This is a genomic window from Rhodococcoides sp. S146-33, from assembly GCF_059489205.1.
This window is the reverse complement of sequence record NZ_JCAJWY010000005.1, coordinates 229,549-241,996: the sequence shown is the minus strand read 5'-3', so window position 1 is coordinate 241,996 and position 12,448 is coordinate 229,549. Positions and strand designations below refer to the sequence as shown.

Annotated in this window: 14 protein-coding genes; 2 read left to right on the top strand and 12 right to left on the bottom strand. The window is 64.3% G+C overall.

Features of this window, described 5'->3' with window-relative positions:
- Positions 1-3: 3 nt before the first annotated feature.
- The 8 genes from AC5WEY_RS20790 to AC5WEY_RS20755 all read right to left on the bottom strand — a co-directional run bounded on the left by AC5WEY_RS20790 (position 4) and on the right by AC5WEY_RS20755 (position 7,265).
- On the bottom strand, positions 4-933 hold the full coding sequence (locus tag AC5WEY_RS20790; RefSeq protein ID WP_495647328.1) for a glucosyl-3-phosphoglycerate synthase: 930 nt from the start codon (positions 931-933) through the stop codon (positions 4-6).
- Complete coding sequence (folP, locus tag AC5WEY_RS20785) at positions 930-1,790, bottom strand: dihydropteroate synthase (protein ID WP_495647327.1); 861 nt, start codon at positions 1,788-1,790, stop codon at positions 930-932. The genes AC5WEY_RS20790 and folP overlap by 4 nt, the downstream gene beginning before the upstream one ends.
- 36 nt (positions 1,791-1,826) lie before the next feature.
- Positions 1,827-3,602, bottom strand: a complete 1,776-nt coding sequence (locus AC5WEY_RS20780; RefSeq protein WP_057475373.1) for a long-chain-acyl-CoA synthetase — start codon at positions 3,600-3,602, stop codon at positions 1,827-1,829.
- A gap of 92 nt (positions 3,603-3,694) precedes the next feature.
- The gene (gene log, locus AC5WEY_RS20775) at positions 3,695-4,258 is read right to left on the bottom strand and encodes a cytokinin riboside 5'-monophosphate phosphoribohydrolase (protein WP_495647326.1); all 564 of its coding nucleotides are present in this window, start codon (positions 4,256-4,258) and stop codon (positions 3,695-3,697) included.
- On the bottom strand, positions 4,255-5,025 hold the full coding sequence (locus AC5WEY_RS20770; RefSeq protein ID WP_057475371.1) for an LOG family protein: 771 nt from the start codon (positions 5,023-5,025) through the stop codon (positions 4,255-4,257). Before AC5WEY_RS20770 ends, log begins: the two co-directional genes overlap by 4 nt.
- A 9-nt stretch (positions 5,026-5,034) precedes the next feature.
- On the bottom strand, positions 5,035-6,120 hold the full coding sequence (gene dapE, locus AC5WEY_RS20765) for a succinyl-diaminopimelate desuccinylase (protein ID WP_200936482.1): 1,086 nt from the start codon (positions 6,118-6,120) through the stop codon (positions 5,035-5,037).
- A 10-nt stretch (positions 6,121-6,130) separates the two neighbouring features.
- The gene (locus AC5WEY_RS20760) at positions 6,131-7,075 is read right to left on the bottom strand and encodes an SMP-30/gluconolactonase/LRE family protein (RefSeq protein ID WP_495647325.1); all 945 of its coding nucleotides are present in this window, start codon (positions 7,073-7,075) and stop codon (positions 6,131-6,133) included.
- Between the two features lie 46 nt (positions 7,076-7,121).
- Entirely contained in the window at positions 7,122-7,265 is a 144-nt protein-coding gene (locus AC5WEY_RS20755) for a hypothetical protein (RefSeq protein WP_156399346.1), read from the bottom strand.
- Positions 7,266-7,446: 181 nt separating this feature from the next.
- On the opposite strand from AC5WEY_RS20755, the gene dapD reads away from it, so the two are divergent.
- The gene (gene dapD, locus AC5WEY_RS20750) at positions 7,447-8,400 is read left to right on the top strand and encodes a 2,3,4,5-tetrahydropyridine-2,6-dicarboxylate N-succinyltransferase (protein ID WP_495647324.1); all 954 of its coding nucleotides are present in this window, start codon (positions 7,447-7,449) and stop codon (positions 8,398-8,400) included.
- Between the two features lie 87 nt (positions 8,401-8,487).
- Here the strand turns inward: dapD and AC5WEY_RS20745 are convergent, their stop codons facing one another.
- The 4 genes from AC5WEY_RS20745 to AC5WEY_RS20730 form a co-directional block, all read right to left on the bottom strand.
- Positions 8,488-9,960, bottom strand: a complete 1,473-nt coding sequence (locus AC5WEY_RS20745; RefSeq protein ID WP_495647323.1) for an HNH endonuclease signature motif containing protein — start codon at positions 9,958-9,960, stop codon at positions 8,488-8,490.
- A 308-nt stretch (positions 9,961-10,268) separates the two neighbouring features.
- Complete coding sequence (locus AC5WEY_RS20740) at positions 10,269-10,721, bottom strand: 6,7-dimethyl-8-ribityllumazine synthase (RefSeq protein ID WP_057475366.1); 453 nt, start codon at positions 10,719-10,721, stop codon at positions 10,269-10,271.
- 9 nt (positions 10,722-10,730) lie between these two features.
- Complete coding sequence (locus tag AC5WEY_RS20735; protein WP_495647322.1) at positions 10,731-11,162, bottom strand: DUF1810 domain-containing protein; 432 nt, start codon at positions 11,160-11,162, stop codon at positions 10,731-10,733.
- A gap of 78 nt (positions 11,163-11,240) precedes the next feature.
- Positions 11,241-11,681, bottom strand: coding sequence for a MarR family winged helix-turn-helix transcriptional regulator (locus AC5WEY_RS20730; RefSeq protein ID WP_495647321.1), 441 nt, complete (start codon positions 11,679-11,681; stop codon positions 11,241-11,243).
- 60 nt (positions 11,682-11,741) lie between these two features.
- Here AC5WEY_RS20730 and AC5WEY_RS20725 point away from each other — a divergent pair, with 60 nt between their 5' ends.
- A complete protein-coding gene (locus AC5WEY_RS20725) occupies positions 11,742-12,443 on the top strand; it encodes an SDR family oxidoreductase (protein ID WP_495647320.1) in 702 nt (233 codons plus the stop codon).
- The last annotated feature ends 5 nt before the right edge of the window (positions 12,444-12,448 follow it).

Here is a 12,448-nt window from a genome sequence, read left to right as displayed (position 1 = left end):
CGCCTACTTCAGCGAGTTCATCGCCGGTCGATCCATCAGCGACACCTCGGTCGAGAACGCCTCGAACGAGTCACCGTCGACCCGGAACTGCATCAGCCCGGCACCGGAATCGACCATGCCGCACCGGTTCAGCATTGTTCCGACGATCTGCCTGCTCATCGCCCCGAGCTCTACCAGCGGACGGTTGCGGTGCTTGCGCACACCGAGATTGACCTGACCGATCGCCTGCAGGCCGAGCCTGTCGTACGTATCGAGCAACAGCCCGATCTCGACTCCGTAGCCCGGCGCGAACGGCACCGCGGACAGCAGTTCGCGAGTGCCCGCGTACTCCCCGCCGAGCGGTTGAATGACACCCGTCAGCTCCGGCCGCAGTGCGGCGAGCAGTGGCCTGGCCACGAGCTCGGTGACACGTCCACCACCGTTGGCATCCTCGGTCCCGCTGACCCGCAAGGGACGACGGTAATAACCCTTGACGAGGTGGATACCGTCGCCCATCAGCAGAGGGCCGAGCAATTTCGGGACGAAGGCCGGATCGGGATTGATCAGATCGGAATCGACGAAGGCGATGAGATCACCGGTCGACGCCGCGACCGATCGCCACAGCACCTCGCCCTTGCCCGGCACCGGGTCGATCCCCGGGACCGCCTCTTCTCGGCTGATGACTCGTGCGCCTGCTGCCGTCGCGCGGACGGCTGTCTCGTCGGTCGAACCGGAGTCCAACACGATCAGCTCGTCGACCAGTCCCCCGAGCAGGGGATGAATCGTGTCGATGACCGCGGCGACAGTCTGTTCCTCGTTGAGTGCCGGGAGTACCACCGACACCGTCCGGCCCGCCTTCGCGGCTTCCAGTTCGGCGATGGTCCAGTCGGGTACGTCCCAGCTGTTGGTCTCGGACCATGCCATGGTCACGTCCGTTCGATCTGCGAGTGTCATGCCAGACCCCTGACCGTCCGCGCCGGGGTTCGCAGCCCCTGGATCGCTGCCACCATGTCTACGACTCTTCTGGTCGACGCAACCTCGTGCACCCGGAACATTCGGGCTCCGCCTGCTGCGGCCAATGCTGTCGCTGCCAATGTTCCCTCCAACCGGTCGGCGAGCTCTACCCCTAGAGTCTCGCCTACGAAGTCCTTGTTGCTCAGCGCCATGAGCACAGGCCACCCGGTGTTTACAAGATCGTCCACGCGCCGCAACAACTCGAGCCCGTGATAGGTGTTTTTCCCGAAATCGTGCGTCGGATCGATCAATATCGAATCCTTTTTCACCCCCTCCGCGACAGCATTCTCGGCAGCTGCGGTGACTTCCGCGATCACATCCGCCACCACATCGGCGTAGCGAACCCGATACGGACGGGTTCGCGGAACGGCACCACCGGTGTGCGAACAGACGATGCCGACACCCTCGGCCGCTGCGACGCGCACCAACTCGGGGTCTGCCCCGGCCCAGGTGTCGTTGATCAGATCCGCGCCCACTCCGCAGGCCAACCTGGCGACTTCGCTGCGCCAGGTGTCGACGCTGATCAGCAGTTCCGGATAGGCGTCGCGGATCGCCTCGACGAACGGAACGACACGGCGAATCTCCTCGTCGGCGTCGACGAGGGTGCCCGGACCGGCCTTCACACCGCCGATGTCGACCATGTCGGCACCTTCGGCCACGGCCCGATGCACCGACGCCATCGCGGCATCGTCGGTGAAGTTCGCACCCCCGTCGTAGAACGAATCGGGGGTGCGATTGACGATGGCCATCACCAGAGCGCGATCGTCGGCGACCGGTTTGCCGCAGAGAGTACTCATGAAATCAATAGTGGCACGCCCGCGGATTTCGAGTGCTCAGCCCTTGGGGGCCTTACCTGCAGCGACCTCGTCGACGTAGCCGTCGTACGCCTTTTCGTAGCCACCGGACTTACCGCGCAGCACGTACAGATCGCTGTCGCTGTCTTCCTCGTACCCGAGCTTGCGCAAGGCCACCTTCTGGCTCTTGAACGTCGACGTCTGCTCCAGGCTGTCCACGACGCGCACGAACAACGGCACTGCGTAGCTCGGCAGCTTGTCGTAGAGGTGCTCGGCGACCGATTTGCCGTCGAAGGTCTCGCCTTCACGCAGAGTGACCGCCGCCATGCCGGCCTTACCGTCGGTTCCGTCGATGTCGACGCCGTAGACGACGGCACCATCGACCGAGGAGTGTCCGCCGAGGGCACCCTCGACCTGGGTGGTGGCCACGTTCTCGCCCTTCCAGCGGAAGGTGTCACCGAGACGATCCACGAACGCGACGTGCATCCAGCCCTGCTTGCGGACCAGGTCGCCGGTGTCGAACCAGGCGTCTCCGTCCTTGAAGCCGTCGCGCACCATCTTCTTCTCGGTGGCCTTGTCGTCGGAGTAGCCGTCGAACGGTGCCCGATCGGTGATCTTGGACAGCAGCAGTCCGATCTCTCCGTTGCCGACCTTGCGGAGCTTGCCGTCCTGGCCGCGCTTGGCCTTGCCGGACTCCTCGTCGTACTGCACGACGGCGTACGGAAGCGGGCAGATGCCTGCGGTCTTCTTCATGTTGAGAGCGTTGATGAACGCGATGTTGCACTCGCTGGCACCGTAGAACTCGGCGACGCGGGAGATACCGAACCGCTCGGTGAACTCCTCCCAGATCTCCGGACGAAGTCCGTTGCCGACGATCAGCTTGACCGAGTTGTCGCGATCGGAACTCTTCTTCGGCTGCGTCAACAGGTAGCGGCACAGCTCACCGATGTAGGTGAACGCGGTGGCCTTGTTGACCCGGATGTCGTCCCAGAAATTGCTCACCGAGAACTGCTTGCCGATGGCCATGGTGGCACCGCCGGCAAGCACCGAGGACAGCGTCACCGTCAGCGCGTTGTTGTGATAGAGCGGCAGGCAGCAGTAGATGACGTCGTTGCTGCGCAACCGGACACCCATGTTGCCCAGACCGGACATCGACTTGAGCCAGCGGAAATGGCTCATCAGGCTGGCCTTCGGCATACCGGTAGTGCCCGAGGTGAAGATGTAGAACGCCTTCTCCTTGGCCTGGATCTGCGCGGTGACCTTGGGGTTGGCCGTGGACGCCGATGCCGCGAGTTCGGTGAGCTTCTTCAGTGGCAGCACCGCTCCCACCTTCGGCTCCCCGTCGAGCGAATCGAGAGCTTCCTGCGCGTTCTCGTCCAGTACGAGCACCTTCGCGTCGAGAATCCCGAGGCTGTGCTCGAGCACGTCGCCGCGCTGGTTGTAGTTCAGCATGCCCGCGGTGGCACCGAGTTTGACGGCGGCAAGAGCGGCGAACAGCGCCTCCGGACGGTTCTTGCTCAGCACGCCGACGACGTCACCCCGCTCGACTCCGTGGTCGGCGAACACTGCGGCGTACTGGTTGACGAGCTCGTTGGCGTCCTTGTACGAGGTCGACTCGCCTTCGAACCGAACGAACGGGCGGCTGCTGTTCTTGGCAGCGGCCTCTTGGAAGATCAGGCCGATCGACACCTTGTGGTCGGGCTTGCGGGTGAATCCCGCCAGGCCCTTGAGCAGGCTCGGCACCTCCGTCACCATTTTCGGCAACGCGACCGCGAGGTCGGTCACTCCAATTTTCTGACGGGCATCGACAGCCATGAACTCCCCTTCGAAGACAGTGTGAGATTTCTTACCCTACTTGAGAGTAACAACTTTGAGCAGCTCACTCCGTGGCCGAGGTTCGTGACCTGTCACAACGTTGCGCACGCATCCAGAGCCGAATCGACCGTCGTTGTCCTGACCAGCGCGTCGAGGGCTCGCTGTTGCACGAATCCGGTTTCCCGCAGACCGTCGATCCACTGCATCATCCCGTCGAAATGTCCGAACGGATCGAGCATCACCATCGGCTTGCTGTGCATGCCGAGGTAGCCCGCAGTCCACGTCTCGAACAGTTCCTCGAGTGTTCCGATGCCACCGGGCAGCGTGATGAACGCGTCGGCGCGATCCTCCATGATCTTCTTGCGCTCGCGCATCGTGTCGGTGACGATCAGCTCGTCTGCGTCGACGTCGGCTACCTCGCGGTGCACGAGCGCCTTCGGGATGACGCCGACGGTGTTCCCGCCTGCCGCTCGCGTCGCCGCGGCCACCGCGCCCATCATCGAGACGTTGCCGCCGCCCGAGACGAGCTGCCAGCCACGTCGGCCGATCTCGGTACCGACGTCACGAGCGAGTTCGATGAACGAGGAGTCGACGGGACCCGACGCACAATAGACGCACACGCTGAGCGGGCGTGAGGTCGACGCATCCTCGCTCACTGTTGGGCCTCGCGGACGATGCGCACGGCTTCGTCGACGCTGTCGGTGCAGTGGATGAGGTCTAGGTCCTTCTCGGACACCTTGCCTTCTTTCACCAGAGTCGTCTTGATCCAATCGAGCAATCCCGACCAGAAGTCCTTGCCCAACAACACGATCGGGAACTTCGTGACCTTTGCGGTCTGCACCAGGGTCAGGGCCTCGAACAGTTCGTCGAGCGTACCGAAGCCACCGGGCAGGCATACGAACGCCTGGGAGTACTTGACGAACATGGTCTTTCGGACAAAGAAGTATCGAAAGTTGATGCCCAGATCGACCCACTCGTTGAGGCCTTGCTCGAACGGCAATTCGATGCCCAATCCGATCGAGTAGCCGCCGGCCTCGCTCGCGCCTCGGTTGGCACCTTCCATCACGCCCGGGCCCCCGCCGGTGATGACGGCGAAGCCCGCCTCGGCGAGAGAGGCTCCGAGCTGCCGGGCTCGTGCGTACTCGGGATGGTCGACGGGGGTGCGGGCCGAGCCGAATACCGTCACAGCTTTCGGCACCTCGGCGAGCGCGCCGAATCCCTCCACGAATTCACTCTGGATACGCAGCACGCGCCAGGTATCGGAGTGAATCCAGTTCCCTGGACCTCGCTCGTCGAGCAGGCGCTGATCCGAGGTGGACGTCTCGGTGTTTCGGCCCCGCCGCAGTACGACGGATCCCTTGTGCTTGGCCGGCTTGTCGGTGCCGTGCTCCTCGACACCACCTGGACCCTGATCACTGTTCATGTCGTCAGGCTATCCGGCAGAGAGGTAGCCCCGGAGAACCTGTGTGACGTGGGTGATCTGCTCGACGGGGACGCGTTCGTCCCGCTTGTGGGCAAGGTTGGGATCGCCCGGACCGTAGTTGACCGCCGGGATGCCGAGCGCCGAGAACCTGGACACGTCGGTCCAGCCGTATTTCGCCCGGAACTGCCCGCCTGCGGCCTCGATCAGCGCAGCAGCCGCGGGCCGATTCAGGCCGGGGAGGGCACCCGGCGACGAGTCGGTGACCTCGAAACCGAGATCGAGCCCGTCGATGACCTCACGAACGTGCCCGACGGCCTCGTCGACGCTGCGGTCCGGTGCGAACCTAAAGTTCACGTCGAGTTCGGCGGCGTCGGGAACGACGTTTCCCGCAACCCCGCCGGAGATCCGAACTGCTTGCAGCCCTTCGCGATACACACAGCCGTCGATATCGACGGTGCGGGCTCGATAGGCAGCGAGCCGGTTGAGTACGGCACCGAACTTGTGAATTGCGTTGTCTCCGAGCCAGGAACGGGCACTGTGCGCCCGCGTTCCCGACGCCGTCAGTCGAACCCGCAGCGTCCCTTGACACCCGGCCTCGATGAAACCGCCGGACGGTTCGCCCAGGATCGCAACGTCGGCGTTCAGCCATTCTGGCAGTTCGCGCTCGATGCGGCCGAGACCGTTTCGTGAGGCCGCGATCTCTTCGCAGTCGTAGAAGACGAGCGTCAGATCGTGCGCGGGGTTGTCGATCGTGGCCGCGAGATGCAGGAACACCGCGTCACCCGACTTCATGTCGACGGTTCCGCACCCGTGCAGAATGTCCCCCTCGGCACTGTCGTGCTCGCGCCGCGAGGGGACATTGTCGGCAATGGGAACCGTGTCGAGATGGCCGGCCAGCATCACCCGCGATCCCAGCCCACGGTTGGTTCTGGCCAGAACGGCGTTGCCACTCCGAATGATCTCGAAGCCCGTGGTCTGCTCGCGGAGCGCCTGCTCCACCTCGTCGGCGATGCGCGATTCGTCCTCACTGACACTGGGGATATCCACCAGGGCAGCGGTCAGATCTATCGGGTCGGCATGCAGTTCGAGCGTCACGCCGACCACCCTAGGCTTTGGGTCCCGGAATCTCGCGGACCACGCCGTCGAAGCCTGCGCCGAACAATCGGCCGCTCGAAAAACCCTGTTCGGAGCGCCCGTAGACGACAACACTGGTCAACCGGGTACCGGTGCCGATGACGCACGTGACCCCCGGCGCATCGATGCGGACGACCGAACCACCGGCATTGAGCGGTACCACGGGGCGTCCGGCGGCATCGAGTGTCAGACCGTCCGGGGCTCCGAAGGAACCCAGTCCCGATAGGTCGAGCAGGCTTTCCGGTGCCGACGGGTTGGCGATCGGAATCCGGCTGACTCCCGGGTTGCTGAAGGTTCGCGAGACATAGAGGTACTGGCCGGCCGCATCGAGGACTGCGCCGTTCGCGCTCGGAAAGCGCGCCCACGCCGGGTCGACGGATCCACTGGGACTGATTCGACCGATGAGCGAGCCGAAGTCGTTGGTGGCGTACACGGTTCCGTCCCCGGCTACGGCAAGTCCGTTGGCGGCACTCAGACCCTTCGCGAAAGGAGTGACGGTAAGGGTGTTCACGTCGAGCCGCACAATTCCCGCGGCCTTGACGACGTCTCCCACGAAGACGCGAGGGTCGGCGCCATAGCCGACCAGCAGGGTGCCGTCGGGCATCCATGCCAGAGCTCCGCCGCCGCCGCTCGGCACCTTCGCGATGGGGTACGCGGGAAGGCCTGGCGCATCGATGCGATACACGCGGCCGGAGACGATGTCGGTGACGTAGGCGCGTCCCGACCCGTCGACGGCCAGGCCTTCGAGAGCTGCGCCGGGAATCCGCGCGACGACGGCGGACGAACCGCCGGCTCCGGCGCAGTTGGGATCGGCGGCAGCGGTGCCCGAACCGACGATGGCACTGCTCGCGGCGATCAGCGCAGCAGCGATCACCGTCACTGCCGAACGCGTACGTGTGGACTTGATCGAACCCATGACGTCCCCCCAGACTCGGCAACCCCCTGTCAGCCGATGGGCATGTCTACCACGCGCCTGCGACAACCAAACCGAGGGCGACTCCGAGGATGATCGTCGTGGCCAGCGTCGTCACCAATCCGGTGAAGGAAACGCCGTCCACCATCACCGCGGCGGCTCCACGGCTGCGCGAGCCGGTACGGGTGATCACCGGTGAAACTCTGTCAGCTCCCCCGCCGCCTTCCCTGGCATCGGTATCCCGATGCGATCACACTCGACAGTCGAATCGGTAACGAACCGACGCCGCATCAGGATCGGAATCCGGAAACAGTCCGCGTACCCGCGACGACGGGTGAACCCGCGCGCCAGACCCACCGCGTATTCTTCCTGCCGTGAGCGCACAGGGAGCATCAGCAGTAGGTATTGCCAACATCACGACGTCGGGTGTCGTTCTGGACACCTGGTTTCCGAGCCCCGAGCTCGGGTCGGGCTTCGAGACCGGCACCACTCGGCTCGAGGGGGCCGACATCCCCGAGGAGTTCGCATCGCTCGTCGGACCGGACGACGCGCGCGGCGTCGAGGTCGTTGCGGTTCGCACCAGCATCGCCTCCCTCGACGACGCCCCGATCGACGCGCACGATGCGTATCTGCGACTACATCTGCTCTCGCACCGGCTGATTCAGCCGCACGGGCAGAACCTGGACGGCGTGTTCGGCCTGCTCGCCAATGTTGTATGGACCAACTTCGGCCCCGCGGCGGTCGACGGCTTCGAGACGGTGCGCGCGAAGCTTCGCGCACGCGGCCACGTGACCGTGTACGGCGTCGACAAGTTCCCGCGTCTGGTCGACTACGTCGTTCCCACCGGAGTTCGTATCGCCGACGCCGATCGTGTGCGCCTCGGTGCCCATTTGGCCAGCGGAACGACGGTCATGCACGAGGGCTTCGTCAACTTCAACGCAGGCACGCTCGGTAACTCGATGGTCGAGGGACGGATTTCGGCAGGCGTGGTGGTGGGCGACGGTTCCGACGTCGGCGGCGGCGCGTCGATCATGGGCACACTCTCCGGCGGTGGCAAGAACGTCATCTCTGTCGGGAAGAGCTGCCTCCTCGGTGCCAACTCCGGACTCGGCATCTCCCTCGGTGACGATTGCGTCGTCGAGGCGGGTCTCTACATCACCGCGGGAACGAAGGTCAGCGGACCGGATGGAACTGTGGTGAAGGCGGCGACGCTGACCGGGAAGTCCAACCTACTGTTCCGTCGCAACTCGCTGTCGGGTGCGGTCGAGGTGGTGCCGTGGAAGGGCACCGGCGTCGAGCTGAATGCGGCGTTGCACGCCAACGACTGAGAGCTAGGTCTCGAAATCGGTTGACCGCTAGCCTCTTCCAGCCCCGCACCGTGTTCTCGGTGCGGGCCTGAATTGTTTTATGTGGTCTCACGCGATGTGGGGGCCGGCTCGAGCGTGGGATTGTCGGGGTTGTCGGTACGGGTCGACGGTCGCCGGGGGTATGAACCAGGGATGGTTGTCGGTACCGATGAACACCTCCCAGTCACTGTGATGGATGAGTCGGTGATGAAATCCGCACAGTAGGACGAGGTTGTTCATGTCGGTGGGGCCGCCGTCGGTCCAGTGCCAGATATGGTGTCCCTCTGTCCAGGCGGCGGGTTTGCCGCAGCCGGGGAAGGCGCAGCCGTGATCGCGGGCTGTGAGGGCGCGTTTCTGTTTCGCGTTGACGGTGCGGGCGGTGCGGGCGAGGTTGATCGGGGAACCGTTCTCGTCCATGACAATGGCGGTCAGGATGCAGTCGCAGGCCAGTTGGCGGGAGGTCTCGCGGGAGAGCGGTCCCATCCAGGGGAGCCATCCGACGGTGGTGCCGTCACCGAACAAGTCGCGATACGCGCCACGGTCCGCTGAGGGGCCGGTCGAGCTGTCGCATCCATCGCCACCGCAAAAATCGCCGCTGCCGCTGCCACTGTCGCAACCATCGCCGCTGCCGCTGCCGCAATCATCGCTGCTGCTGCCGTCGCCATCATCATCATCACCGCCGCCGCTGCCGCTGCAGTCGGGTTCGGTTGCGGTGCTGTCGTTCTCGTAGTTCGAGTCAGAGTCGCTGTCGGTGTCGGTGTCGGTGTCGGTGTTCATGGTGCGGCGCAGGTTGGTGAGGTCGCGCAATGTGATGTGAAGGTTGACGTGCGGCTTCTCTCCACCCTCGGTCGGCCGGTTACTGGAGGCGAGGTAGCGGTCGAGGATGTGTGCGAAGGCGTCGGCTCGGCGCCTCGCGGGGCTGCGTTCGTCGGGGGTGCCGTCGGTGGCGGGGCGAGGTTCGGTCAACGGCGAGAGGGCGGTGAGGAATTTTTCTCCGGTGATCGCATCGAAATCCATCTTCGCCACGAGACGCCCGTTGAGGGTGGTGGAGGCGAAGAGTTCGTTGCGGTCGGTGTCGTCGGGTGGTTTCTTGTCGCCGTAGGTGTCGTGGAGTGTGGTGATCGCGGCGCGCAGTGGTCCGGTGCGGGCTTCGGGTCCGGTGGCGGCGGTCAGCAGTGCTGCTCGGGCGAGGTCCTGGCCTTCTTGGGGGAGGTTTTTCGGTGGGGTTTCGGCGAAGGTGAGGATCAGGGCGGCGTGGTCGATGGAGATGCTGCCGGTGTTGACGGCGTCGGCGATGTCGGGGAAGTTCTTCAGTCCGCGGGCGAGGGCGACGATCTTGGTGGCTTTACCGGGGCTGAGCAGGGTGGTGGAGGTGAGCCAGCCGGCGGGTCCGGGGAAGCCAAGCTTCTCCCGTGAGACGCGGGTGTCGATTTCGGCGACGAGCGCGATCCGGTGGGCTTCGAGCACTTGAATGTCATGGGAGGCCGCGGTGGCGGCGGCGAGGAGCTCTGCTTCGCTCAGTTGCCAGATCGCGGTGGTCATGAGGTGAAGTGTATCGAACATGTATTCGACTGGCAATGATAGTGGAATCGAAAACTATTGCCCTGCATAAAGATTCGGGAAAGCAAACCTGTCGGCAGTCCGTGGTATTGGTCGGCCCATCCGTCACACATCACGCGTCGAGTCCAGTCGAGCCGAGCGTTGGGGTCGGACGAGTACCGATCCTCGAGGACCGACAGGCGCTCGAAGTCTTCGCGCATAGTGCCGCACTCGCGGCAATGAAAGATCGGTTCTTGCACTTCGAGTTCCGCGAGTAAAGAACGAAGCCGCGGAGCAGAGCGGCGACCAGCTCAGCCGATGGTTCCCAGCGACGCCAGGGTCTTGACGACAGCTCTCGCCGCCTCCGCGCCCTTGGTTTCGAGGTGCGCCGTGAAGAAGGCGTTGTGGTCGGCGTGCTCGTGGAAATGGTGGGGAGTGAGCACCACCGAGAACACCGGGACGTCGGTATCGAGCTGCACCCGCATGAGACCGTCGATGACTGCGGTCTCGACGAAGTCGTGTCGATAGATTCCGCCGTCGACAACCAGTGCGGCGGCGACAATCGCCGAGTACTTCCCAGTTCTGGCGAGCCGCTGCGCGTGCAGCGGGATTTCGAACGCGCCGGGCACCTCGAAAACGTCGACCGTGGCATCGTGACCGAGCTGCTCGAGTTCGGCGGCGAATCCCACTCGCGCGCGGTCGACGATGTCCAGGTGCCAGCTGGCGTGAACGAAGGCAATGGATCCGGCGAGTGGAGTCGTCATGGTGCGATGCTAGCGGTACCGCTCGTCGAGCAAGTCGAGTGTTCTGCCATCGGATTCACCGTCGAAATACTTGCGCAACACTTCGTCGAAAATGGACGTGCCCTCGGTAGCTTCGGCGAACAGCGTCATGGACGAGTGCAGCTTCAGATTGTCCGGGTAGCCGAAAATCTCGTCGACCGTCCGGCCCTCGATAGCAACGGTCAGCCGAGCTGCCTTGTTCAGGCGTGGCCCCAGCACCTCGTGAGACAAGTACAGTTCCGCCTCGGTCAGATCGGCGATACCGAAGTGCTGGGCAGTTGCACTGCGGCCCAGCCCCGCCAGCTGCGGGAACACGAACCACATCCAGTGCGTCTGCTTACGTCCCGCCTTCAGCTCCTTCGTCACTGCATTCCAGACGGGGTCTTGGGCGTCCACGAAGCGTTGCAGGTCGTATTCGGTCATGCCACTCAACCTAACGGGGAGCCACGCGTCGAATGGTCGACGGTCGCGCAACACGAGCGTGCGGCCCGACAACGATGATCAGCGGTCGCCTGCTGACAGCGTGAGACCGACGAGGATGCGCTCGAATTCCGTTCGCTCGGAGGCCGGGATCGCGTCGAGCAGATGCCGTCGGACCGCCTCGGCGTGAATGGGCCGAGCACGTACGACGGCATCGCGTCCTGCCGCAGTGAGAACTACCTCCACTCCCCCGTCGACCGGACGCCGAGTGATGAGTCCGCGGTCGGCCATTCGGGTCAGATGATGCGACAGCCGACTGCGATGCCACTCGAGCATCGCCGCCAAGGCGCTCTGCCGCAGCACCCCCTGCCCTAGCTCGTGCACTCGGGTCAGAACCGCGAAGTCCTGGTCCGACAAACCAGTTTCGTCCGCAATCGCCGCCGTGACACGAGTCCACACGGTGTCCTGCGCCCGCTTCCATACGTGCCACAGCGCCATCTCGGATTCGTTCAACAGCGTCATTGCGCCAGCCTATCCACCCTGCTGTTGACATGACAACACAACCGAGCGCATTGTGTTGACATGACAACACACACCGCTCTCGTCACGGGCGCCAACCGAGGCATCGGCCTTGCCATCGTCCGCGGCCTCGCCGCCCATGGCTTTGTCGTCTATTTGGGCTCGCGAGATCTCGCCGGGGGCGTCGCAGCGGCCACCGGGATCGACGGAGACATCCGCCCCATTCGGCTCGATGTCACCTCGGCCGACGACATCGACGAGGCCGTCCGACACATCGACACCGAAGTGGGCCACCTCGACGCGCTGATCAACAACGCCGGCGTCAACGTCGGGTATCACCGCCCTACCGAGGAAAATTCGTCGGATCTGCGAAAGGTCTATGGCGTCAACGTCTTTGCCGTCGTCGATGTGACAAACGCATTCCTACCGTTATTGAGAAAGTCCCCGGCAGGTCGGATCGTCAACGTCACCAGCAAGCGCGGTTCCATCGGCGAGGACGGCGCATGGGTGGGCACGCCGTCGATGGCGTATTCGAGCTCGAAGACCGCTCTGAACGCCCTCACCGTTCATTACGCCCGAGACCTTGCCGATACCCCGATCAAGGTCAACGGAGCAGCCCCCGGGCACGTCGCCACCGACTTCAATGGATTCCGCGGAACACGATCGCCGGACGAGGGTGCAGCCGTTGCGATTCGGCTCACCACCCTCGACGCCGACGGACCCACCGGACTGATATTCGAGGACGACACCGTCCTGGCGTGGTGAGGCGC